Origin of the sequence: Devosia sp. MC521 (genome assembly GCF_014127105.1) — a bacterium.
Lineage (GTDB): Bacteria > Pseudomonadota > Alphaproteobacteria > Rhizobiales > Devosiaceae > Devosia.
This window is the reverse complement of the sequence record NZ_CP059902.1, coordinates 1,734,534-1,758,508: the sequence shown is the minus strand read 5'-3', so window position 1 is coordinate 1,758,508 and position 23,975 is coordinate 1,734,534. Positions and strand designations below refer to the sequence as shown.

The following is a 23,975-nucleotide window of genomic DNA, read 5'->3' as shown; positions in this document are numbered from 1 at the left end:
TTGATTGGGTCTGTCCTATAGGGTGCGGGGCAAAATGGCGATGAAAAAGACTTCCCTATGAAACTCACTTGGTTCGGCAATACGGCATTTCGCATACATGCAGGTGGGAAGATCCTCGTCATTGATGCTCAAGGCGCAGTTGGGGTTGACCATAAGGAACTGTGTTCCGGAGCGGATGTGCTGCTGCAGACGAGCGCGCCGGTCGACGTGATCTCTGGCAGCAGCTGGAAGCCGATGCCGCGGCAGCGCTTGCTCGATGCGGATGGGGCGCTCCGTGAGGTTGTGGTCGCAAAGCTCGGGCAGGGGGCGTTTGTCTTTGATTCAGAGGATGAGCCGCCCTTGTTGCTTCTCTCCGAGTCTGTGCCCGAGCTCGGGAAATGGGCCGATAAGGCTGTGGTTCTTATTGCCGGGGGCGATTTGGCAGGGCTTGCCGACACGCTGACGGATGCCGCCGCGCCGCGACTGATCGCCCTAGCTGGAGGCGATGAAGAGATTGGCGCCGCCTTTGAAATTCTAAGATCTAAACTGGATGGCACCGGCGTTGTGGCGCTGGAACATGGGCTTGCTGTGGAAGCGTAATCGCGCCACGGTGCCATTTCGATTGTCTTTTGATACCGGGCATTGCTAATAACGCCCCAATACGCCGTTCTCGCTGGAGTTTGCCATGTCTGTCGACGCCAATACCGTCAAGCGCATCGGGCGCCTTGCCCGCATCCGCATCGAAGAAGACGAAGTCGCTGGCTACCAGACCGAAATCAATTCGATCCTCGGCTTTGTCGAGCAGTTGTCTGAAATTAACGTCGATGGTGTTGAGCCAATGACATCGGTCATGCCGATGACCCTGCGCCGCCGTGACGACGCGGTCACCGACGGCAACATCGCCGAAAAGATCGTCAAGAACGCCCCATTGACCGAAGATAACTTCTTCATGGTCCCCAAGGTCGTTGAATAATATGGCGGTTTCCATCGCCATTGAGACCCCTTTGCAGGACGACGTGCGCGAGCTCGTCGCTCAGCTCAACGCTTTCCTGCTGCCCACCTCGCCAGTTGAATTCCAGTTCAAGATGACTGTGGAACAAATGGCGGGTGAGGACACGACGGTTTTTGTCGCTCGCGACGAAAACGGCGTGGCTGTCGGCATGGGGGCACTCAAGGTGCATGGTCCCGAGCTTGGCGAAGTCAAACGCATGTTCACCCTGCCGTCCGTTCGCGGGCAGCGTGTTGGCACTCTATTGCTCGACCGAATCGTCGGCTTGGCGCGGGAGAAGGATCTTCCCATCGTCATGCTCGAAACTGGACCAGAAGACGGCATGGCGGACGCCCATCGTCTTTATGGGCGTTACGGGTTCTCCCGTCGCGGTCCGTTTCTCGACTATCCAGAAAGCCCCTGGTCCAACTTTTTTGAATTGAAGCTGACGGCACCCGCCTTCGCTGGTTGAGCGCAGCCGACGCTGAAGAGAAAGAAACTCCATTGACCGATCTTACCCGTCTGAGCATCGCCGAAGCCCGCAAGGGCCTCACCGAAAAGACGTTTACTGCGACCGAGCTGACTGAGGCCTATGTCTCGGCTATCGACGCAGGCAATGCGGCGCTGAATGCCTATGTCGTTACGACGCCGGATAAGGCGCGCGAAATGGCGGCAGCATCGGATGCCAAGATTGCTGCCGGTACGGCTGGCACGCTTGAAGGCATTCCACTGGGCGTGAAGGATCTGTTTGCGACCAAGGGCGTCCACACCCAGGCCGCTTCGCACATCCTTGATGGCTTCAAGCCGGAATACGAATCGACCGTCACCGCAAACCTGTGGCGCGATGGTGCCGTGATGCTGGGCAAGCTCAACATGGACGAGTTCGCCATGGGTTCGTCCAACGAAACCTCGTACTACGGTCCTGCGATCAATCCTTTCCGCGCTGAAGGTTCGGAAGAAAAATTGGTTGCCGGTGGGTCATCGGGCGGTTCGGCAGCGGCTGTTGCTGGCTGGCTCTGCGCTGGCGCGACCGCAACCGACACTGGTGGCTCGATCCGTCAGCCAGCTGCCTTCACCGGCACTGTTGGCATTAAGCCGACCTATGGTCGTGCATCGCGTTGGGGCACTGTTGCTTACGCGTCTTCGCTCGATCAGGCTGGCCCAATTGCCCGCACTGTTGAAGACGCAGCGCTGCTGCTGACCTCGATGTCCGGCTTTGACGCCAAGGATTCGACTTCGGTCAACATCCCGGTTCCAGATTTCGCGGCTGCGGTTGAGCGTGGCGTAAAGGGCATCACCATTGGTGTTCCGCGCGAATACCGCATGGACGGCATGCCAGAGGAAATTGAAAACCTCTGGAAGCAGGGCCTCGAATGGCTCAAGGCTGAAGGCGCAACCGTCAAGGACATCTCGCTGCCACACACCAAGTATGCCCTCCCGGCCTACTACGTTGTTTCGCCAGCAGAAGCTTCCTCGAACCTCGCGCGTTATGACGGCGTGAAGTATGGTCTCCGTGTGTCCGGTAAGGACATCACCGACATGTACGAACTCACCCGCGCTGCCGGTTTCGGTCGCGAAGTGAAGCGTCGTATCATGATCGGCACCTATGTGCTGTCGGCAGGCTACTATGATGCCTACTACGTCAAGGCGCAGAAGGTTCGCACGCTGATCAAGAAGGACTTCGAGGATTCGTTCAACGCAGGCGTTGACGCGATCCTGACCCCAGCGACCCCATCTTCTGCCTTCGCTATTGGCGATGCAAAGCTGGCCGCTGATCCGGTTGCGATGTATCTCAACGACATCTTCACCGTGACTGTGAACATGGCAGGTCTGCCGGGTATTGCTGTGCCAGCCGGTAAGGATGGCAAGGGTCTGCCGCTCGGTCTGCAGCTGATCGGTAAGCCATTTGACGAAGAGACTCTCTTCGCCGCAGCGCGCGTCATCGAGAAGAGCGCCGGTGGTGATTTTGCACCCAAGCAGTGGTGGTAAGACCCCACTAAACCCCTAGATCAGGTGGCGGCGCTTGATTGTGCCGCCTTTCCGCATTATTTCCGGGTCATGCACAAGTTGAAACTGGTAATGACGCCTCCAGCCGAGGCGCCCGGGCCAACAGGAACATCACCGATGGCCGCAGATATTTTTACGACGCTCGACTGGTCTGAGCCGCCGAAGGATATGAGTAAGCCGTTGCAGGCGCTCTGGTGGCTCAAGAAAGGCGAGTTCCGTATTGGCATGGAATGGGAGCGCGCGCACGCGATCGTCCAGTCGATGGAAGGTGTGCAGGCGTTCGATTGGGTCCATGCCTTGATGCATTGGATTGAAGCCGATCTCGCCAATGCCGACTATTGGTATCGCCGCGCCGGTAAGCGCCGCGCGACGGCGAGCGTTTCCACAGAATGGGAACACATGGCCGCTGCGTTAAGCGAAGTGACCAAGCACTAAGTGCACGCGTAACCCGTGATTGAATTGCCGCTCTCTGGGAACAGGGGGCGGCAATTTCTTTTGACGAAGGCACAGGGGCCTGAAAGTGGCATTAGGCTGGCATTTATGGGCCTGTGGAGGGGCACCGTTGTCGTTCTATTTGGCGTTTTGCGCGCACGAGCCAAGCCCATAGGACGCGAAAGCGTAATGGGAATAAGTGCTTGAAGAGGGGAGCTTGGGCAGGCAGCCGAGAGGGGCCTCGGGGGCTTATTTTACCTCAGAAGTAAACGCTGAGGAGAGATGAAGGGATGCTTTGTGCGGATGGGGGCCGCAAGCTAGGCTTTTTCTGTTCCCTGCCGGACCGAGCGTACCGAAACCGCCATTGGTGGCATTGAAAAGCGGGTGGAATACATGTCACAATTTTCCGAGCTTTTTTGACTGGATACGCTTGTGACTGCCGCTAAACTTCCCGCGCAATGCGAGACAAAAGAAGACGTTCGTTTCGAGATCGACCGCATTGATCGGGCGCTGTTGAATTTGTTTGCGGAACGCCACGCTTATGTCACGCGCATGGCTGAGATTAAAACCGATCCGCATGAAGCGTTTGACCCGGTGCGTATCGAAGCAATTATTTCTAAGGTTCGCGCGCTCAGCGTTGAGCAGGACTTGGATGAAGATCAGGCCGAGCTGATTTGGCGGACGCTGATCGATTGGAACATCAATTTCGAAAAGGGCATTATTGCCGCCCGTCGCCGGGCAAAATAGGAAATTTCCATGCGTGTCTCTCAGCCGGATCGTGATCTTGACTGGGAAGCACTGGGCTCATTGGCTTTTGCCTCCTGGCAGCAAAGCGAATTTGGAGCGCAGGATGCTGGGCGCTGTGATCGCGAAAAGCTGTTTGCAGAGTTTTGCACCTTTTGTCGCGACAAGTCGGAAACCATGCATGTTGCGACAATCGGCGATGTGCCAGTGGGCTGGGGCGCAAGGGAATTTTCCGATAATGTGATTTCTGACCTGTGGGTCGCACCATTTGCGCAAAGCCAAGGCATCGGTGCGGCCTTGCTTGCAGCGCTGGAAGAGGTTATCGCCAACGCAGGCTACACTTTCGTGGAGCTTGAAACCTCGGCCGGCAACACCGGGGCGGTACGCTTCTACGAGCGCAACGGATATATTCCGGTGTGGCGCGGTATGAAGTTTTCCGCCAGCCTGAACTACGAACTCGACAAGATTCGCTTCCGCAAGGCATTGCCGGAAGCGGCATAGGACTGCCGAAACATGACACTCGTTGACACCCGTACTCCCGACAAAAAGCGTCTGATCTCCGGTTCGACCGGCGATTGGGAAGTGATCATTGGTATGGAAGTGCACGCGCAAGTGACCAGCGAAAGCAAGCTGTTCTCTGGCTCGTCGACCGCTTTCGGTAATCCTCCTAATGCGAACGTCAGCTTTGTTGATGCCGCCATGCCCGGCATGCTGCCGACCATCAACGAAGAATGCGTGCGTCAGGCTGTGCGCACAGGTCTGGGTCTGAAGGCTCAGATCAACAAGCGCTCGGTCTTTGACCGCAAAAACTATTTCTACCCTGACTTGCCGCAGGGTTATCAGATTTCGCAGTTCAAGGACCCAATCGTTGGCGAAGGTGTGATCACCATCGACGTCGATGGGGAAACCATTGAGATCGGTGTCGAACGTCTGCACCTTGAGCAGGACGCGGGTAAGTCGATCCACGATCAGCACCCAAACATGAGCTTTGTTGACCTGAACCGTTCGGGCGTCGCCCTGATGGAAATCGTCTCCAAGCCCGACCTGCGTTCGTCCGAAGAAGCCAAGGAGTATCTCTCCAAGCTTCGTGCTATCCTGCGTTATCTCGGTACTTGCGACGGCAATATGGAGCAGGGCTCCATGCGTGCTGACGTGAACGTATCGGTACGTCGTCCGGGTGGCGAATTCGGTACGCGTTGCGAAATCAAGAACGTCAATTCGATCCGTTTCGCGGGTCAGGCGATTGAATATGAAGCCCGTCGCCAGATCGACATTCTGGAAGATGGTGGCTCGATCGATCAGGAAACGCGCCTGTTTGACCCGAAGAACGGTGAAACGCGCGCTATGCGTTCGAAGGAAGAAGCGCACGATTATCGCTACTTCCCAGATCCAGACTTGCTGCCACTTGAATTCGACGATGCTTTCGTCGCGGCTTTGGCTGAAAATCTGCCAGAACTGCCAGACGAAAAGCAGGCACGTTTTGTGCGCGATTTTGGTGTCACCAAGTATGACGCGCATGTGCTGACGCTCGAACGCGAAACCGCTGACTTCTTCGAAAGCATCGTGGCGCACGGCGGCAGCAAGCGCGACGGCAAGGCTGTTGCGAATATCCTCAATGGTGACGTGGCTGCTTTCGCAAACAGCGAAGGCAAGGCAGTTTACGAAACCCACATCACCCCAGCGCAGATTGCTGGTGTGGTTGACCTGATTGCTGCGGGCACGATCTCGTCGAAGGGCGGCAAGGACGTGCTGCAGATCATCATCTCGGAAGAGAAAGACGGTGATCCGGCAGCTATCGTTGAAGCCCGTGGCCTAAAGCAAGTGACCGATCTTGGCGCGATTGAAAAGATCGTGGACGACATCATCGCCGCCAACCCGGAACAGGTTGAGAAGGTTAAGGCGAAGCCAAGCATGATGGGCTGGTTTGTCGGTCAGGCGATGAAGGCTTCCGGTGGCAAGGCCAATCCGCAGGCTCTCAACGATCTCATGAAGCAGAAGCTCGGGATCGAGTAAGAACGCGGGTCTGGATGCAGATCCAGTCAGAACGTTGAATGAATGGAAAACCCGGCCACTGAGCCGGGTTTTTGTTTTTACATCGTCGGCACAGTGCCTGGAGAGGGCGGCGGCGGCACGTCGGGCCCCGGCGTGGGCGGAATGGGGTCTTCCACCGGCGGCTGGTGTGGCGGCACCTCCTGGGGCTCTGGAGGCACAGGATCTACGGGCTGGGGTTGGGGCGGTTCAGGTTGCGGCGGTACACCCGGGATTGGCTCTGGCACTGGAATTGGGTCTGGCATGGCGCGCTCCTTTGCTGGGAAGCGAACGGGTCCAAACCCGAAGGGTTCCTAGCGTTTTCGCAGGAGTGTCTGGATGCGGCCGTCAATGAAAAGCAGGCCGAAGAAGATCACCAACATGCCTAGGATTTGGATGGGCAAGATCGCCTCGCCCAAAAGGAAGGTGCCCAAAATCAGCGTGGAGATTGGCGCAATAAAGGTTGTGGTGGCGAAATTGGTCGCGCCAACGCGCGGAAGAATTCGATACATGATCAGAAAGGTGAGGGCCGTCGATAAGAGGCCCAGGCCGAGTAAGGAGCCGAGTGTTTCAATCTGCGTAATCTGTGGCAGGCCGTTGAGGCTTAACGCCACCGGCAGGCTCAATATGGCCGAGCCCGTAAGCGCGATGGCGGCGAAGGCGGTCGGCTCGACATGCTTGTAGGAGCGAGTGATGTTGAGTGAGAGCGCATAGCACAGCGTTGCCGCGAGACAGGCGCCGACGGCCCATAGTGCCGTGTTGCCGTCGCTTTGCAGGGCGGGTGACACCAGAATGGCAGCGCCAACGAAGCCAATGCCTACACCGATGAATTTACGGGGGCCGGATTTTTCACCGCCGGGCCAGAAGTGGGACATGATCGCAGTCATCATTGGGGTGAGCGCATTGATGATGGCGGCAACACCACTGGCGAGGTGGGCTTGTGCCGTTGGAAACAGCGCAAAAGGAATGGCATAGGCGATGACGCCGAGAAGGGCCAACTGCCCCCAGAGCTTAGGATCGCGCGGAACGGGTTTTTTCAGCAGGAAAAGGATTGCCCAACAGCCGATGGCCCCAATGCCGACCCGCAAGGTTGTGATCCAGAGCGGGCTGAGTTCGCGAATGAGAACGGCATTGAAAATAAATGAGCAGCCCCAGATAGATCCTAAGAGAACAATCCAACACCAATCACGCAGACTCATTATCGCCACTCCAATAGATGCGTTGGTCTACGCCTGCGCTGGAGTGGCGTCGAACCGATTTTGACAATGGGGGCGATCGATTTTGGTGATGGATAAAGAAAAGGCCGGATCGCTCCGGCCTATTTTACATTTTGCCAAGGGCGAGTTGTTTCAACGCCTCGGGGTAGATGCGGTGTTCTTCCACCAGAACGCGAGCCGCGAGGGTGTCTTCTGTGTCGTCGGGCAGAACGGGGACGCGGGCTTGCAGGATCGCGTCGCCTTCGTCGAGACCGGGCGTCACAAAGTGGACGGTGCAGCCGTGTTCCATTTCACCCGCCGCGAGAACGCGGGCATGGGTGTCGAGGCCTTTGTAGGCTGGGAGCAGGGAGGGGTGGATGTTGATCATCCGACCTTCCCAGCGGTTGACGAAGTCCTCACCCAGAACGCGCATGAAACCGGCGAGGCAGACAATATCGACCTCCCATCTTTCGAGCATGAGGGTCATGGTGTCTTCGAACATTTCCCGACTGGGGAACTTGCTCTGCGCCAGCGAGGCTGTGGCAATGCCGTGGCTCGCCGCGATCTCAAGACCGGGCGCGGCTGCCTTGTTGGACAGCACGCCGACGATCTCGGCTGGAAAATCGGGAGCCTTTGCGGCCTCGATGAGCGCGCTCATGTTTGAGCCGCGCCCCGAGATCAGAATGGCGACCTTTTTCTTGCTCATAGAGCGAGCTTGCCGCGGAAGGTCACAGGTTCGCCCGTGCGCTCGGTCAACTGACCGACGACAGCTGCGATTTCACCATTAGCGGTGAGCGAGGCGACCAGCTTCTCAGCATCTGCCGGCGCGACAGCAACCAGCATGCCGACGCCGCAATTGAAGGTGCGGAGCATTTCGCGCTCTTCCATGCCGCCAACCTTGCTCATCCAGCTAAAGACGGCAGGAACGGTGACCGCATCGAGATCGACGTCAGCGGCGAGGTGGTCAGGCAGTACGCGCGGGATATTGTCGATGAAGCCGCCGCCGGTGATGTGCGCGAGGGCTTTAATACCCAGACCTTCCTTGAGCGCAGCCAGCAGTGGCTTCACATAGATGCGGGTCGGCTCGAGCAGGGCTTCTGCGAGGGTTTTGCCTTCAGCAAATGGTGCTGGTGCGTCCCAGGCGAGGCCGGAGAGGTCAACGATCTTGCGAACGAGCGAGTAACCGTTGGAGTGGACGCCAGACGAGGCGATGGCAACCAGCGTATCACCAGCGGCGATATCGGCGCGTGGAAGGAGGGTGCCACGTTCGGCGGCGCCAACGGCAAAGCCTGCGAGGTCATAATCATTGCCATGATACATGCCGGGCATTTCAGCGGTTTCGCCGCCGATCAGTGCGCAACCGGCCAGGCGGCAACCGTGGGCAATGCCTTCGACAATCGCCGTGCCCTGAGCCACGTCAAGTTTGCCGGTGGCGAAATAGTCGAGGAAGAAAAGGGGCTCGGCACCCTGAACGACAAGGTCGTTGACGCACATGGCGACCAGATCTTGGCCGATGGTGTTGTGCTTGCCCGTGTCGATAGCGATCTTGAGCTTGGTCCCGACACCATCATTGGCGGCAACCAGAACTGGATCTTTGAAACCTGCGGCCCTTAAATCAAAAAGACCACCAAATCCGCCGATCTCGCCGTCGGCGCCGGGGCGTCGGGTGGACTTCACTGCGGGCTTGATGGCCTCTACCAGAGCATTGCCGGCGTCGATATCGACCCCTGCCTGCTTGTAAGAAAGCCCATTAGGTGGCAGGTGTGGTGTGTCGGACATGAGCCTGGTGCCAAATGCTGAGGATAGCGGGCAGAGTGAACCGCGCGCCACCGGGGTTGGTTGAAACTTTCGGTGTTGGCCGTTAGACGGCTGATAGCTTCTCGATTTCCTATAAGCAAGGGCTACACGCAGCAATGACGCTCCGAAATCAAGTGACCATCTGGATCGGCCTCTTGGCTGCCCTGCTTTTATCGCTCTGGATTTTCCGGGGCATCCTGCTTCCATTCGTGGTTGGGGCGGCCTTGGCCTATCTGCTCAATCCGGTGGTAAACCAGCTTGAGCGCTGGCGATTTAAGCGCGTTTGGGCGACGGCATTGGTGTTGACGGCGATTATCGTCGTGATCATCGGCTTGTTCTTCATGCTGGTTCCGATGATCGGACAGCAGATTGTTGGCCTTATTCAGCGCGCGCCGAGTCTGTATCGCGACCTTCAGGGGCTCATAAATCAGTATTCGCCTGAGGTCAGCGCATGGCTCGGGCCTGAACGTGCCGCCGAAGTTGAGCGTGGTATCAACGAGATTGCGCGCAATTTGCTCGGTTGGATTACGCGACTGCCTGCCGAATTGGTCAATATCGGCATGTCTGGCGCGTCCGTCGTCGCGTTTCTGGTCGTGGCGCCGGTGGTGGCGTTCTATCTGCTGCTCGATTGGCAGGGGATGGTTGATGGGGTCGAAGGGCTTTTGCCACGCCAGCATAAAGGCGAGATCAAAGGCATCCTGCGCGAGATTGACGATTCCATGGCCGGCGTTATCCGCGGGCAGGGCTCGGTTCTCCTGCTCGATGCTGCGTTCTATGCGACCGCGCTATCGCTGATTGGGCTGAACTTTGGTTTGGCCGTGGGTATTATCGGCGGCCTGCTGAGCTTTATTCCATTCGTCGGTGCGGCCGTCGGATTCGGGCTATCAGTGGGCATTGCGCTCGTGCAGTTCTGGCCAAACATGTGGATGGTAGGCCTCGTGTGCGCGGCCTTCCTGTTCTGGCAGTTCATCGAAGGCAATATTCTCTATCCAAAGCTCGTGGGCTCATCGATCAACATCAACCCTGTATGGATGATGTTTGCGCTCCTCGCTCTGGGTGCGCTGTTCGGATTCACCGGGCTCCTGCTGGCTGTTCCAATGGCGGCCATTGCCTCGGTACTCGTGCGGTATGGCGTGCGAAAATATAAGGAAAGTGCGCTCTATCTTGGGACAGATGCGCCAGCTCCAATCGACCACAAGGACCAGAATTAAATGGCTTTGCCTGAGAACGGACCCCGGCAACTTCCGCTGGAGTTCGTTCACGAACCCTCGCACGCTGAAGATGACTATCTCGTTGGTGCAGGAAACGCCTTAGCCTATGCCCGTATCGAAGCGTGGCCACATTGGCCTGACGGGGTGACCATGTTGATTGGTCCCACCTCGTCGGGAAAATCTCATGTCGCGCGCATTTTTGCTGAGCGCAGCGGAGCTGTGCTGGTAACGCCCCAAACGATAGCGGCGGTTGCTTCCGCACATGGCAATGAACCTCTGGTGCTAGAGGACGTTGATCGGCTTGATTATAATGAGGATGATCTTTTCCATCTGCTGAACCAAGCCATGCGCGGCGACAGAACTCTGTTGCTGACGGCGCGCGAAGACGTTGCCAAATGGGATTTGCGGACCGATGATGTCCGCTCTCGCATTCGGCGTGCGCCTGTGTTCACATTAGAAATCAGTGATGACATCGCGTTGTCACAGATTTTTGTGAAGTTGTTCGGTGATCGACAGATCACAGTCGACCCAAAGATAATCGGCTATGTGGTGCCGCGCATGGAGCGGAGCCCGGAAGAGGCCGAACGTCTGGTTGATTTGATGGACAAGCTGGCTCTTGCGAAAGGGTCGGCCATTACGCGTGCGATAGCGGGTGAAGCTCTTGCCGTACGGCAAGACGCAGATTCGGCGCTGAAATTGGACTGGGACGCAGACGACGATGAATGAGATGAGCGAAATCGCCGAACTGGATGGTGCCAACCCAGATGTGGAGGCGCTGCGCAAAAGCCCGGCGCGTTTCGTTAATCGAGAAGTCAGCTGGCTTCAATTCAACATGCGGGTTCTGGAGGAGGCCGGGAACGAAGCTCATCCTCTGTTAGAGCGCCTCCGTTTCGTGTCTATTTCGGCGAACAATCTCGACGAATTCTACATGGTCCGTGTTGCGGGGCTGAAGGGCCAAATTCGGGCCGGTTTGGCCAAGCAATCGGCCGACGGACTATCGCCGAGCGAGCAGCTGGAAGAAATTGCGACGCTCGCTCAGCACTTGCAGTTGGAACAGCAGGACCACTGGCAAGATTTGCGCGAATTGCTGGTCGAGCAGAATGTCGTCATCCATGAGCAGGACGACCTCTCGCCGGAACAAATTGCTTATCTGCAAAAGCTGTTCCGTGAAGAAATTTTCCCCGTCCTGACCCCAATCGCGGTCGATCCAGCCCATCCATTCCCGTTCATCCCGAACCTCGGGCTAGCCCTCGCATTTGAACTCAAGCGTCCAACCGGGGATCAAAACCTGACGGCGCTCGTGCGTATCCCGGGTAATCTCGATCGTTTTATCACGCTGCCATCGGCTCTGGTTTCTGAGGGCCGGACTGAGGTCGTGTCGATCGACACGCTGGTGAAGCTGTTCTTTCTCAAAATGTTCCCTGGCCATGAGATTGTTGGTTCGGGTGCATTCCGCATCATCCGTGACAGCGAAATTGAAATTGACGACGAAGCTGCCGATCTCGTTGTCGAGTTCGAATCTGCACTTCGGCAACGTCGCCGAGGTCAGGTCATCCGCCTAGAAATCGAGCGGTCGATGCCCCGTGCGTTGAAGCGGCAGATTGGCGAACAGCTCAGCGTCAAAGAGGCGGATGTCTTTGAGGTACAGGGGTTCCTCGGCCTCGCCGATGCCCGTAAAATCTGCGACGTTGATCGTGCGGACCTAAAATTCCCGCCGTATCACGCGCGTTTCCCAGAACGTATCCGCGACTATAACGGGGATAGCTTTGCTGCTATCCGCGCTAAGGACATCCTCGTTCACCATCCATTTGAGAGTTTTGACGTCGTCGCTCAGTTCCTGATGCAGGCAGCGCGGGACCCGGACGTGGTGGCGATTAAGCAGACGCTGTACCGGACGTCTTCAGACAGCCCGATCGTCAAAGCGCTGGTTATGGCGGCAGAGGCGGGCAAGTCCGTTACGTGCCTCGTGGAGCTGAAAGCGCGTTTTGACGAAGAGGCGAATATTCGCTGGGCCCGCGACCTTGAACGTGCAGGGGCGCAGGTTGTGTTCGGTTTCATTGAGCTAAAAACCCACGCCAAGCTGAGCCAGGTCGTTCGTCGTGAGAAGGGCAAGCTGGTTAGCTACTGCCATATTGGCACCGGCAACTATCACCCGATTACAGCCAAGATTTATACAGACCTCAGCTATTTCACGATTGATCCCTCGATCACCCGTGACGTTGCGCGCGTGTTCAATTTTATAACGGGTTATGCGCGGCCGACCGAACTCGAAACCATCGCTGTTTCGCCGGTCAATTTGCGCCAGACATTGGTCGAGAGCATCGCACGCGAGATCGAGTTCGCGCGCGAGAGTAAGCCGGCCCATATTCTGCTGAAGATGAACTCGCTGGTTGATCCGCAGGTCATCGACGCGCTCTATGACGCGAGTCGGGCAGGGGTGAAAGTTGACTTGATTGTTCGTGGGATTTGCTGTCTGCGCCCCGGTATTCCCGGGTTCTCAGAAAATATCCGTGTAAAATCTGTGGTCGGCCGGTTCCTCGAACACAGCCGAATTTACTGTTTTGGCAACGGGGAGATGATGCCGTCCCCTCGGGCAAAAGTGTATATTTCCTCGGCAGATTTGATGGGCCGGAACTTGGATGGACGTGTGGAAGTTATGGTCCCGATCCTGAACAAGACCGTGCACAAGCAGATACTGGATCAGATCCTTGGTGCCTATCTCAAGGACAACGAACAAAGCTGGGAAGTCTTGCCGGATGGCAGTTCACACCGCATAAAGCGCTCTGAGGGTGAAGAAGCCTTCAGCGCTCATAAGTATTTTATGACTAATCCCTCCCTGTCTGGGCGCGGTAGTGCCGGGATGGTTGATAACGACGAGGCTTAAGTTTGACCCAATTCTGGGGCGTCGACGCCGATCCTACTGCCCAAGGTCGTTTGAAGGGGGCGCGCCCTGTCGCAGTCCTTGATATCGGATCAAACTCAGTTCGTTTGGTCGTTTATGAGCGGCACGCCCGCTCACTAACACCGCTCTACAACGAAAAGGCCTCCTGCGCCCTCGGACGTGGGGTCGGCCAGACTGGGCGTTTGGCCGAAGCCAATATGGCGACGGCGCTTGAGGCGATGAAGCGTTTCGCCCTTGTTGCGCGCATGATGCGCGTTGGCACTGTGGTTGTGCTGGCGACCTCTGCCGTACGCGACGCCGCAAACCGCGATGAGTTCGTCGCGGCAGTCGAAGAGATTATGAACACCGAGGTTCGTGTTCTCTCAGGCGAGGATGAGGCGCACTTTGCGGCATTGGGGGTCGTTGCCGGTATCCCCGGGTTTGTCGGCGTTGTCGGCGACCTTGGTGGCGGTAGCCTCGAGTTTTCAGCACTCCAGAACGGTTCAGACAGCAATAATCAGTCCTTCGAGCTTGGTGTCATTCGCCTGCAGGACGATTCGAACGGTTCTCCCGCGACTGCTGCGGAAATCGTGCGCAAACAGCTTAGTAGCTCCATGTTGAAAAACACTGGCGAGGAACAGCGTTTCGCGGCCATTGGCGGCACTTGGCGCTCATTGGCGAAGCTTCATCAAGCGCGCAGCAATTATCCGCTGCATATGGTGCAAGACTATGTGGTGTCGGCAGATGAGATGATCGCTTTCTGTAGCGACATCGTGAAAGCAGATTCCCTCAAAAACTATCCAGGCTCGAACTCGGTGTCGAACTCGCGGCGAGAACTCGTGCCTTTTGGCGCGGCCGTTTTGATGGAAGTTCTTAAAGCCGGTCGGTTTGCATCGGTGGTCTTCTCGGCGCTCGGCGTGCGCGAAGGCTATCTCTACGGCATGTTGGACGATACCGAACGTGTGGTCGATCCGTTGATCCAAGGGGCCGAGGAGCTTTCAATTCTGCGCTCGCGCTCCCCTGAACACGCTACGGATCTAATAGATTTCACCACGCACTATTTCCGCTCGGCAGCCGTTGAAGAAACTGGCCAGCAGCGTCGCTTGCGCCTCGTCGCATGTCTATTGGCCGATATAGGCTGGCGCTCACATCCCGACTATCGCGGCGAGCAAAGCGTCAATGCGCTTGCCTATGGCTCATTGACGGGGATTGATCACGTCGGTCGTAGCTTTTTAGCCCAGACCATGGCGGTTCGGTATGATGGGCTCAAGAGCAAGTCGGCTCTGGCGATTGCCGGCCTCACGTCATCTGAGATGACGGCGCGCGCGCGTTTGATCGGCGCTTTGTTCCGCGTTGCCTATCCAATGACAGCGGCTATGCCGGGCGTGTTAGGGCGCACGTCACTATCAGTCGTTGATGAGGCTTTGGTGCTGAGTTTGCCGACCGACTACGCGTTCCTCAACGGCGACCATTTACGCAATCGCTTGCGTCAGCTCGCCGATGAGGCCGGGTTCGAAACGTGGAGAGTGAAGGTCGGCTGATTACTCAGCCGATTCTTCTTCTGGTACATCAAACTCGATAACGCCCTTGCGGGTGGCCACGAGGCCAACGCGGCCGTGCTTGATGGCAAGCGCTTTTTCGCCAAACAACTTGCGACGCCAGCCTTTGAGAGCAGGGACGTCTGCATCGTCGTCGAGCACGAGGGCGTCGATTTCGTCCGATGTGGCGATGATTCTTGCCGCAACGCCGTGCTGTTCCGCGACAGACTTGAGCAGAACACGGATGAGATCGCCAACAGCACCTTTAGGGGATGGTCCGCGATAGCGCTCAGGCATGGCCGGAAGAGCCGACTTTGGAATAGCCTCCACGTCTTTCATCAGCGCGATGATTTCAGCGGCGGCACTGGAGCGGCCATAGCCGCGCGGTACCGCACGCAGTTTGTCAAAGGCTTCAGGGGTCAGCGGACGTTGAGTCGCCAACTCGCTCAACACGTCATCCTTGAGAATGCGGCTTCGCGGCTGGTCTGATTCCTGTGCGCGTCGTTCGCGCCATTGAGCAAGCGCCTTCATAGCAGCCAAATCGCGCGGGCGATTGAGCTTCATCTTGAGGCGTTCCCAAGCATTTTCAGGCTGGACGACATAAGTGTCTATAGAACGCAGAACACCCAGTTCGTCTTCGACCCAATCCCACCGGCGGGTCTGTTCGACCTGCTTTTTGAGCTCGCGATAGATGTCACGCAGATAGGTGACGTCAGCGAGCGCGTAGGTGAGTTGTTTATCGCTGAGCGGGCGAGCCGACCAATCGGTAAAGCGGGATGATTTGTCGAGTTCGACCTTGCAGATGGCGCGCACAAGACTGTCGTAGGAGGCGCTATCGCCAAACCCGCAGACGCTGGCCGCTATCTGAGTGTCGAAAATGTTATTGGGTACCGCGCCCGTCAACTTCACAAAAATTTCCACATCCTGCCGAGCGGCGTGGAAAACCTTGGTCACGTCTGGATTCGCGAGAAGCGTGAAAAAGGGCGCGAGTTTGATATCGGGAGCAAGCGGGTCGATGAGAACCGCTTCGTCATTTGTGGCAACTTGGATCAGGCAAAGGCGCGGCCAATAGGTGGTTTCGCGCAGGAATTCCGTATCCACGGTGACAAATTCATACTGGGCAGCGCGCTCGCAAAACGCGGCGAGCGCCTCTGTGGAGACTATAATGTCCATGCGTCTACCGTCTTACTATGGTCGATATTCTTCCTATCAGGGTCTACTCAATAGCTCCACCGTCGATTTTCCTTGCTTGTAGCGGGGGAAAGCCGCTAATCCCCCGAGCTTGACAGATGGGAGTGGCCATGCGCTTTTCCCGACTGCCTTTCCGGCCTTCCCGTAAGCTATTTCCGAGCATTGACATGACACTTCATCGCTATCGTTCCCACACCTGTGGTGCCCTCACAGCGAATGATGCTGGCAATAATGTGCGCCTATCAGGCTGGGTGCACCGTGTTCGCGATCACGGCGGTCTGCTGTTTATCGACCTTCGCGACAACTATGGCATCACCCAATGCGTGATCGACCCCGATTCTGCTGCATTCAGCACCGCTGAAAAAGTACGCTCTGAATGGGTTCTGCGTATCGATGGCGAAGTGAAGCCACGTGATCCATCGGCAGTGAACACCAATATTTCGACTGGCGCGATTGAGATTTTCATCCGCGACATCGAAGTTTTGTCCGTTGCCAAGGAATTGCCGCTGCCCGTTTTCGGCGACGCGGAATACCCAGAAGACATTCGCCTGCGTTACCGCTTCCTCGACCTGCGTCGCGAGAAGCTGCACAACAACATCCTGAAGCGCACCCGCGTTATCTCGGCGATGCGTTCGGGCATGGGTGACGCTGGCTTTACCGAATTCTCGACCCCGATTCTGACCGCGTCGTCCCCAGAAGGCGCGCGCGACTTCCTCGTGCCAAGCCGTATCCACCCCGGTAAGTTCTTCGCGCTGCCGCAGGCTCCGCAGCAGTACAAACAGCTGCTGATGGTTGCTGGCTTTGACCGCTACTTCCAGGTGGCACCATGCTTCCGCGATGAAGATCCACGTGCAGACCGTCTGCCGGGCGAGTTCTACCAGCTCGACCTAGAAATGAGCTTTGTCACTCAGGAAGACGTCTGGAACACTGTTGAGCCCGTCATCACCGACGTGTTCGAAAAGTTCGCCGAGGGCAAGCGCGTCACCAAGAACTGGCCGCGTATTCCTTACGATACCGCGATCCGTAAGTATGGCTCGGACAAGCCAGACCTGCGTAACCCGATCGAATTGCAGAACGTTACCGAGCACTTCGTTGGTTCAGGCTTCAAGGTTTTTGCAAACCAGATCGAAGCTGATCCAAAGGTTGAAGTTTGGGCTGTTCCGGCCAAGAACAAGGCGGGTGCTGAGCCAATCGGCCGTGCTTTCTGCGATCGTATGAACGCATGGGCGCAGGGCGAAGGTCAGCCAGGCCTTGGCTATATCTTCTTCAAAGAAGGTGCTGGTTCTGGTCCGATCGCCAAGAACATTGGTGAAGAACGCACAGCAGCTATCGCGGCTCAGCTCGGCCTCACCGATGGGGATGCTGTGTTCTTCGTCGCTGGTCGTCCAGAGAAGTTCTACAAGTTCGCAGGTGAAGCCCGCACCAAGGTCGGTACCGATCTCGGCGTCGTCGACACCGAACAGTATGCACTGTGCTGGATCGTCGACTTCCCATTCTACGAGTGGAGCGAAGAAGAAAAGCGCGTCGACTTTGCGCACAATCCGTTCTCCATGCCGCAGGGTGGCATTGATGCCCTGAACTCGGCGGATCCGCTTTCGCTCAAGGCTTACCAGTACGACGCTGTCTGCAACGGCTTTGAAATTGCTTCTGGCTCGATCCGTAATCAGGAGCCGGAAACCATGGTCAAGGCCTTCGAAATCACCGGCAAGAGCCGGGAGGAAGTCGAAGAGCAGTTCGGTGGTCTCTATCGTGCGTTCCAGTACGGTGCGCCTCCGCATGGCGGTGCAGCCTTTGGTATCGACCGTATCGTGATGCTGCTGTGTGGCGCGCAAAACCTGCGTGAAATCACGGCCTTCCCGATGAACCAGCAGGCGGAAGACCTTCTCATGGGCGCACCAAGCCCCGCGGACAACAAGCAATTGCGCGAGCTCAGCATCCGCTTGAACGTACAAAGCTAAGCTTCACGCGAAGTGTTTTTTGAAAGACGCCCTCCGGGGCGTCTTTTGTTTTGTGCATACGTTGGCCCCCCGACCATGTGTTAATTGCTCGGAAAGCCAACACGGCATAAAAAGCTAACGTTCTCCTCTGAAACGGATTCTCGGTCGTGAAGTTCAACATCTCGCACCTGCTGATGTTACTCGGCGCGGCCGTAGCGCTGGTGCCAATCGTCGCCGTCGATTTTGTCATCGACGCCTATGTAGAGCATTGGGAAAAGTCGGTGGCCGAGCGGCACGTCAGCGTGGACAGTTCCACTGTTGCGTCCTCGGCTTCAGAGGGTGTAGCCGCGCTTCGTAAAGTATGGTCCGACAGCCCGTCCTTGTGCGCACAGACCTTTGTCCAGAACGCTCAGGCGGCGGTTCAGAACAATGTCAGCGTGCTTCAATTCGTCGTCGAGAATAGTGATGGCACCCAGTATTGCGACGCGTTCGGTACAGGCGTCACCTATGCTCCGCTTTCGACAGCGCTGCCAATTCCAGGCCAGTCTGAGACACTGACTGTCGTGCGCTATGGCGCGATGGACGCGCCAGTTTTGAAGATCACACAGGAGATCGGGGAAACTCGCAAGCTCTCTGTGTTTGTGCCGCTTCTGCCACAGAGCATTGAATCGCATCTGCGGACCATGGCGCCTTCAACGATGAAGCGGTTCTCGCTGACCAATAACCAACCTGTTTTGGTGCTGGGGACTAGCGGTGAGTTTGAGGCCGACAAGGCGCCGGACGACTTTATTCTCGCTGCAGGTTACGCCTCTCAGTTCCCGATTAAGGTTGAGCTTGCGATCCCGTTTGACGTTGCCCGTTCGCATTACCGCGATTTGGACCTCGTCTTTACCGTTCTTGCGGCACTGCTCAGCGGCGCGTTCTTGCTCGGGGTCCTGAGTTATTTCCGTCGCTCCCGCGTTCCAGCTTTCAATCTGGAACGTGCAATCGAGCGGAATGAAATCAAGCCGTATTATCAGCCCGTCATCAATCTTCGCACGGGCGATCTGGTTGGTTGTGAGGTGTTGTGCCGTTGGGAAAAGCCTAATGGCCGCGTTGTACCGCCGAACAGTTTTATCGAATACGCTGAGAATACCGGTCTCGCTATTCCGATGACGGTTTCGCTGATGCAGCAGGTTCGAGGCGATCTCTCGGAACTCTGCAAGACGATTCCGAACTTCAAGATCTCCATAAATCTGTTTGAGGGTCATTTCCGCGATGGCGGGATTGTGGAGGACGTTCAGGCTATTTTTGGCAATTCGCCGATTAGCTACCGTCAGCTGGTTTTTGAAATCACTGAGCGCCGTCCGCTGCGCAATACACTAGCCGCGACGAGCGTGATTTCAGGTCTCCACGCGCTGGGTTGCCGTCTGGCGATGGATGACGTCGGTACGGGGCATTCAAACCTTGCGTACCTCGCGACGCTTGGCGTTGACGTGATTAAGATCGATCGCATCTTTGTCGATATGATCAAGAAAGACACCACCCAGGTGCCAGTGCTCGATGGCCTGATTGCCATGGGCAAAGACCTTGATTGCGAGATTGTTGCTGAAGGCGTCGAAACGGAAGAGCAAGCGCTCTACCTTCGCGCGCATGGCGTCGTTCATGCTCAGGGCTATATTTTTGCACCCGCACTCAAGGCTAAAATCTTCATCGAATTGGCCACGGCCCTCCATCGCTCGGGTGGAAATGCGCGTGACGTTCTCGCACGGGTTGCGACAGCCAATTAACCCGATTGCATTGGTGCGACACAAAATGCCGCACTTGGTCTTTTCATTGCCGTGAATCGGTGGCACGTACGCTCCCAGACGAGAGTTTGGGAGATAAGTCGTGTCCTCGGATGTGAATGAACAGCGCAAAGCGCTGCGTGATGCAGCGTTGCATTTTCATGAGTTTCCCAAACCCGGCAAGCTCGAGATTCAGCCGCTAAAACCTTTGGGCAATCAGCGCGACCTGGCGCTCGCCTATTCCCCGGGCGTTGCTGCGCCTTGCGAGGAGATCGCTGCCAATCCCGATAGCGTGGCCCGCTACACCTCGCGGCAAAACCTTGTTGCAGTGATTTCCAACGGAACTGCTGTGCTCGGCCTAGGCAATATTGGTGCGCTGGCATCTAAGCCTGTGATGGAAGGCAAAGCGGTTCTGTTCAAGAAGTTCGCAGGCATCGACGTCTTCGATCTCGAAATCGACGAGCTAAACCCACAGAAGTTCATTGACGCGGTAGCGCCGCTCTGGCCGACATTTGGCGGCATTAATCTCGAAGATATTCGCGCGCCCGATTGCTTCGAAATTGAAGAGCAGCTGCGCGAGCGCATGCCAATCCCGGTGTTCCATGACGATCAGCACGGGACGGCAATTATTGTCGGTGCCGCAGTGCTCAACGGCCTGGAGCTGGCGGGCAAGCGTATTGAAGACGTCAAAATCTGCACATCAGGGGCAGGGGCAGCGGCCATTGCATGCCTCAATGTTCTGGTTGGTCTTGGCGCCAAAATCGAAAATATCTGGGTGGCCGACAAAGACGGCCTCGTCACCCACAAGCGCAACGACGTGAATGACAAATGGCGGTCGCGATTCCGCCGGACCTCTGAGGCGACAACGCTGGCGGAAGTAATCGACGGCGCAGACGTTTTTCTGGGGCTCTCCGCTCCCGGCGTGCTCTCGCCAGAGATGATTGCCAAGATGGCGTCTAATCCACTCATTCTGGCTCTGGCTAATCCGACGCCGGAAGTTATGCCGGAAGTTGCAAAGCAAATTCGTCCAGACGCCATGGTGTGTACTGGGCGCTCGGACTATCCCAATCAGGTCAATAACGTCCTCTGCTTCCCCTTCATTTTCCGTGGCGCGCTGGATGTGCACGCCACGACGATCAACGAAGAAATGAAGCTGGCTGCAGTGCGGGCGATTGCCAAGTTAGCGCACGAACCGGGATTAGAGGTTTCGCCTTCCGGTGCGCCTGCCGTCTATGGGCCGGAGCACATTATCCCAAATCCCTTCGATCAGCGCCTGATCTTGCGCATCGCGCCGGCTGTGGCGCGCGCCGCGATGGAAACCGGCGTGGCCAAGAAGCCGATTGAAGATTGGGCTGCCTATCTCGACGGTCTCAACCGCTTTGTGTTCCGCTCTGGCCTCGTGATGAAGCCGATCATTGATCGGGCGCGGGGGCAGGAAAAGCGCGTGGCCTTCGCCGATGGTGAAGATGAGCGCGTGCTGCGGGCCACTCAAGTGCTGCTCGAAGAGCGGATTGCGCGGCCAATTCTGATCGGACGTCCGGCGGTTCTTGAAGCGCGTATCGAGCGCTTCGGTCTGTCGATTAAGCCGGGCAGGGATTTTGAAGTCATCAATCCCGAAGACGATCCGCGTTACCGCGATTACGTCAGTCTCTTCCATTCACTGGTTGGCCGGGATGGCGTGACGCCCGACACAGCGCGCCATATTGTGCGCACCAATACGACGGTGATTGGCGCGCTGGCCGTAAAGCGCGGCGAGGCTGATGCGATGCTCTGTGGCTTGCAAGGGCGGTTTATCAAACATGCCCGCGACATTGGCTCTGTCATTGGTTTGCAGGACGGGCTGAACACGGTTTCAGCGCTTTCGATGCTGATCATGCCGCGCGGTGCCTTCTTCCTTACGGACACCTACGTTAATCAGAACCCAAGTGCTGATGAAATCGTCGCAATTGCTTTGCAGGCACGTCAGCACCTCAAGCGCTTCAACATTGAGGCGCGAGCTGCCTTGCTCAGCTATTCGAACTTTGGGTCGCGCGATGGCGAAAGCGCTTACAAAATGCGCGAGGTCTACAAAAAGCTCAAACGCGTCGCGCCGGACTTCATTGTCGATGGCGAAATGCAGGGCGATTTGGCGCTGAACGAAGAGTTGCGCGAGCGCTACATTCCGGATTCGGTACTAAAGGGCGAAGCCAATCTGCTGGTCTTCCCAGATCTCGACGCTGCAAACCTGTCGGCGACCTTGCTCAAGGAGATGACCAATGCTCTGGCTGTTGGGCCGATCCTGATGGGGACCAAAGCGCCAGCCCATATTCTGGCACCCTCAGTGACCAGTCGTGGTATCGTCAACATGGCTGCTATCGCGGCCAATGAAGCTGTACAGGGGTAAGGCTTTGATCCGTCATACGGTTGTATTCACTCTGCGTCATGAGTCGGGCTCTGCTGAAGAGGCCGACTTCCTGACTGCAGCGAAAATTCTTGCGGACATTCCGGGTGTTGAAGCTTTCCAGCAGCTCCGTCAGGTCAGCCCCAAGGCGGACTTCGCCTTTGGGTTCTCAATGGAATTTGCAAATTCTGAGGCCTATCAATTCTATAACGACCACCCGCATCACGTCGCTTTCGTGCGGGATCGGTGGGTGCCCGAAGTGTTGGGGTTCCAAGAGATCGACTACACAGCGCTATAAGCTGTGTGGTCCCTAACCGGACATTAAGGCTCGTCGCGGATAATGGCGTATCTATAAGGTTTCGCCATGCCAACACGTCTTAAACGCCCGCCGTTCTGGCGCCATCTTGCTTTGACAGCGGCTCTGCTCGGCGTGCAGGGGTATCTTGGTTATTCGGCTATTTCCGGGCAGTTCGGGATCGAAAATCGTGCTCAGATAATTGAGGACATTCAGGTGCTTGAGGATAAATCCTCTGCACTGCAAGCCGAGATCGACGCCTTTAAGCATCGCGTTCAGTTGATGAACCCAAAACATCTCGATCCAGACCTTATCACGGAGCGGGCGCGGGCATTGCTCAACATGGCGCATACCGACGATATTTTGGTCATGGTGAACCCAGATAACGGTAAACCAGTTTCCGGTAAATTCCAAGAATTAATCGATTCTGAGTTAAGGTCTATTATTGAAGCGGATTCAACGCTCTAATAGAGTTTTTTAAATTCGCATTGCGGAATGTTATTATAGAGACGCTTGCGGTAAGGTGCGTGAAATGGCCTGATGGGCCAATCGCATACGACCCCGACCCAAGCGGAGTGCAGCATGGCGCGCAAGGCAACGGCCTCACAGCCCAACGTCCCTCAGTTTTCTAGCGAGCAGGACCTCGAAGCGTTCCGCGAAATGCTGCTTATTCGGCGTTTCGAAGAAAAGGCCGGCCAGATGTATGGCATGGGCCTGATCGGCGGTTTCTGCCACCTCTATATCGGTCAGGAAGCTGTTGTGACCGGCATCACCATGGCCTCGGAAAAGGGCCTTGATGCGCAGATTACCGGCTATCGTGATCACGGGCACATGCTGGTTATGGGTCTCGACCCTAAGGGCGTCATGGCTGAACTGACCGGTCGGCAGGGCGGCCTGTCGCGCGGCAAGGGCGGCTCGATGCACATGTTCTCGAACGAGCACAAGTTCTACGGCGGCAACGGTATCGTGGGTGCGCAGGTTGCGCTCGGCACCGGTCTGGGCTTTGCCAATAAGTACAAGGGTGATGGCGGTGTTTCGATTGCCTATTTTGGTGACGGCGCGGCCAACCAAGGTCAGGTCTATGAGAGCTTCAATATGGCCAAGCTCTGGAACCTGCCGGTCGTTTATGTGATCGAAAATAACAAGTACGCCATGGGGACCTCCATCGAGCGTGCTGCTGCAACAACCGATTTCTCCATGCGCGGCGCTTCCTTCGGCATCGACGGCGAGCAGGTCGATGGCATGGACGTCCGCATGGTCTATGATGCCGCCAAGCGCGCCATCGAGCATGCTCGTTCGGGCAAGGGCCCGTTCATTCTTGAAATGCTGACCTATCGTTACCGTGGTCACTCCATGTCCGATCCGGCGAAATATCGCTCCAAGGACGAAGTGACGAAGTATCGCCAGGAACGTGACCCGATCGAACAGGTCCGCGCGCGTCTGCTGGAAGCCGGTATTGTGACGGAAGATGATCTCAAGAAGATCGAAACCGATATCCGCGCTGTCGTCACTGAAGCGGCGGACTTCGCGACCAATGATGCAGAGCCCGATCCTAAGGAGCTCTGGACCGATATCACTATCGAGGCATGAGCCGGCTCGGCCGCG

22 protein-coding genes are annotated in these 23,975 nt (G+C 56.8%); 18 read left to right on the top strand and 4 right to left on the bottom strand.

What is annotated here, in order from left to right; all coding sequences use genetic code 11:
- The first annotated feature begins 57 nt into the window (after positions 1 to 57).
- The 8 genes from H4N61_RS08385 (at position 58) to gatB (ending at position 6,163) form a co-directional block, all read left to right on the top strand.
- Positions 58 to 579, top strand: coding sequence for a hypothetical protein (locus H4N61_RS08385; protein ID WP_182395751.1), 522 nt, complete (start codon positions 58 to 60; stop codon positions 577 to 579).
- Between the two features lie 85 nt (positions 580 to 664).
- Positions 665 to 952, top strand: a complete 288-nt coding sequence (gatC, locus tag H4N61_RS08380) for an Asp-tRNA(Asn)/Glu-tRNA(Gln) amidotransferase subunit GatC (protein WP_169193848.1) — start codon at positions 665 to 667, stop codon at positions 950 to 952.
- A 1-nt stretch (position 953) separates the two neighbouring features.
- The gene (locus H4N61_RS08375; protein WP_182395749.1) at positions 954 to 1,439 is read left to right on the top strand and encodes a GNAT family N-acetyltransferase; all 486 of its coding nucleotides are present in this window, start codon (positions 954 to 956) and stop codon (positions 1,437 to 1,439) included.
- Positions 1,440 to 1,471: 32 nt separating this feature from the next.
- The gene (gene gatA, locus H4N61_RS08370) at positions 1,472 to 2,956 is read left to right on the top strand and encodes an Asp-tRNA(Asn)/Glu-tRNA(Gln) amidotransferase subunit GatA (protein ID WP_182395747.1); all 1,485 of its coding nucleotides are present in this window, start codon (positions 1,472 to 1,474) and stop codon (positions 2,954 to 2,956) included.
- 135 nt (positions 2,957 to 3,091) lie between these two features.
- Positions 3,092 to 3,409 carry a hypothetical protein gene (locus H4N61_RS08365; protein ID WP_169193851.1) on the top strand — a complete coding sequence of 106 codons (318 nt, stop codon included), beginning with the start codon at positions 3,092 to 3,094 and terminating at the stop codon, positions 3,407 to 3,409.
- 429 nt (positions 3,410 to 3,838) lie between these two features.
- Positions 3,839 to 4,153, top strand: coding sequence for a chorismate mutase (locus tag H4N61_RS08360; RefSeq protein WP_169193852.1), 315 nt, complete (start codon positions 3,839 to 3,841; stop codon positions 4,151 to 4,153).
- A gap of 9 nt (positions 4,154 to 4,162) precedes the next feature.
- Positions 4,163 to 4,651 carry a GNAT family N-acetyltransferase gene (locus H4N61_RS08355; RefSeq protein ID WP_169193853.1) on the top strand — a complete coding sequence of 163 codons (489 nt, stop codon included), beginning with the start codon at positions 4,163 to 4,165 and terminating at the stop codon, positions 4,649 to 4,651.
- A gap of 12 nt (positions 4,652 to 4,663) precedes the next feature.
- Positions 4,664 to 6,163, top strand: coding sequence for an Asp-tRNA(Asn)/Glu-tRNA(Gln) amidotransferase subunit GatB (gene gatB, locus H4N61_RS08350; protein ID WP_169193854.1), 1,500 nt, complete (start codon positions 4,664 to 4,666; stop codon positions 6,161 to 6,163).
- A 329-nt stretch (positions 6,164 to 6,492) separates the two neighbouring features.
- Here the strand turns inward: gatB and H4N61_RS08345 are convergent, their stop codons facing one another.
- The 3 genes from H4N61_RS08345 to purM form a co-directional block, all read right to left on the bottom strand.
- Positions 6,493 to 7,377 (bottom strand): DMT family transporter, encoded by an 885-nt coding sequence (locus tag H4N61_RS08345; RefSeq protein WP_182395745.1) that lies wholly within the window; start codon positions 7,375 to 7,377, stop codon positions 6,493 to 6,495.
- Between the two features lie 124 nt (positions 7,378 to 7,501).
- A complete protein-coding gene (purN, locus tag H4N61_RS08340) occupies positions 7,502 to 8,080 on the bottom strand; it encodes a phosphoribosylglycinamide formyltransferase (protein ID WP_182395743.1) in 579 nt (192 codons plus the stop codon).
- The gene (gene purM / locus H4N61_RS08335) at positions 8,077 to 9,153 is read right to left on the bottom strand and encodes a phosphoribosylformylglycinamidine cyclo-ligase (protein WP_169193857.1); all 1,077 of its coding nucleotides are present in this window, start codon (positions 9,151 to 9,153) and stop codon (positions 8,077 to 8,079) included. The genes purN and purM overlap by 4 nt, the downstream gene beginning before the upstream one ends.
- Before the next feature lie 134 nt (positions 9,154 to 9,287).
- Between purM and H4N61_RS08330 the strand changes: the two genes are divergently transcribed.
- The 4 genes from H4N61_RS08330 to H4N61_RS08315 are packed head-to-tail and all read left to right on the top strand — an operon-like array spanning position 9,288 to position 14,804.
- Positions 9,288 to 10,382, top strand: coding sequence for an AI-2E family transporter (locus H4N61_RS08330; RefSeq protein WP_182395741.1), 1,095 nt, complete (start codon positions 9,288 to 9,290; stop codon positions 10,380 to 10,382).
- Entirely contained in the window at positions 10,383 to 11,108 is a 726-nt protein-coding gene (locus tag H4N61_RS08325; protein WP_169193859.1) for a hypothetical protein, read from the top strand. It abuts the gene before it with no gap.
- The gene (locus H4N61_RS08320) at positions 11,101 to 13,266 is read left to right on the top strand and encodes an RNA degradosome polyphosphate kinase (RefSeq protein WP_169193860.1); all 2,166 of its coding nucleotides are present in this window, start codon (positions 11,101 to 11,103) and stop codon (positions 13,264 to 13,266) included. The genes H4N61_RS08325 and H4N61_RS08320 overlap by 8 nt, the downstream gene beginning before the upstream one ends.
- 2 nt (positions 13,267 to 13,268) lie before the next feature.
- Entirely contained in the window at positions 13,269 to 14,804 is a 1,536-nt protein-coding gene (locus tag H4N61_RS08315; protein WP_169193861.1) for a Ppx/GppA phosphatase family protein, read from the top strand.
- Here the strand turns inward: H4N61_RS08315 and rnd are convergent, their stop codons facing one another.
- Positions 14,805 to 15,974 (bottom strand): ribonuclease D, encoded by a 1,170-nt coding sequence (gene rnd / locus H4N61_RS08310; RefSeq protein WP_169193862.1) that lies wholly within the window; start codon positions 15,972 to 15,974, stop codon positions 14,805 to 14,807. It abuts the gene before it with no gap.
- A gap of 185 nt (positions 15,975 to 16,159) precedes the next feature.
- On the opposite strand from rnd, the gene aspS reads away from it, so the two are divergent.
- From aspS to pdhA, 6 genes are all read left to right on the top strand, one after another.
- Positions 16,160 to 17,950 carry an aspartate--tRNA ligase gene (gene aspS, locus H4N61_RS08305; RefSeq protein WP_169193863.1) on the top strand — a complete coding sequence of 597 codons (1,791 nt, stop codon included), beginning with the start codon at positions 16,160 to 16,162 and terminating at the stop codon, positions 17,948 to 17,950.
- Positions 17,951 to 18,096: 146 nt separating this feature from the next.
- Positions 18,097 to 19,698 (top strand): EAL domain-containing protein, encoded by a 1,602-nt coding sequence (locus H4N61_RS08300; RefSeq protein WP_182395740.1) that lies wholly within the window; start codon positions 18,097 to 18,099, stop codon positions 19,696 to 19,698.
- Between the two features lie 100 nt (positions 19,699 to 19,798).
- On the top strand, positions 19,799 to 22,078 hold the full coding sequence (locus H4N61_RS08295; protein ID WP_282567626.1) for an NADP-dependent malic enzyme: 2,280 nt from the start codon (positions 19,799 to 19,801) through the stop codon (positions 22,076 to 22,078).
- 4 nt (positions 22,079 to 22,082) lie between these two features.
- Positions 22,083 to 22,373 carry a Dabb family protein gene (locus H4N61_RS08290; protein WP_182395738.1) on the top strand — a complete coding sequence of 97 codons (291 nt, stop codon included), beginning with the start codon at positions 22,083 to 22,085 and terminating at the stop codon, positions 22,371 to 22,373.
- Between the two features lie 66 nt (positions 22,374 to 22,439).
- Complete coding sequence (locus H4N61_RS08285; RefSeq protein ID WP_182395736.1) at positions 22,440 to 22,838, top strand: septum formation initiator family protein; 399 nt, start codon at positions 22,440 to 22,442, stop codon at positions 22,836 to 22,838.
- 114 nt (positions 22,839 to 22,952) lie between these two features.
- Positions 22,953 to 23,960 carry a pyruvate dehydrogenase (acetyl-transferring) E1 component subunit alpha gene (pdhA, locus tag H4N61_RS08280; RefSeq protein ID WP_182395734.1) on the top strand — a complete coding sequence of 336 codons (1,008 nt, stop codon included), beginning with the start codon at positions 22,953 to 22,955 and terminating at the stop codon, positions 23,958 to 23,960.
- Positions 23,961 to 23,975 lie beyond the last annotated feature (15 nt).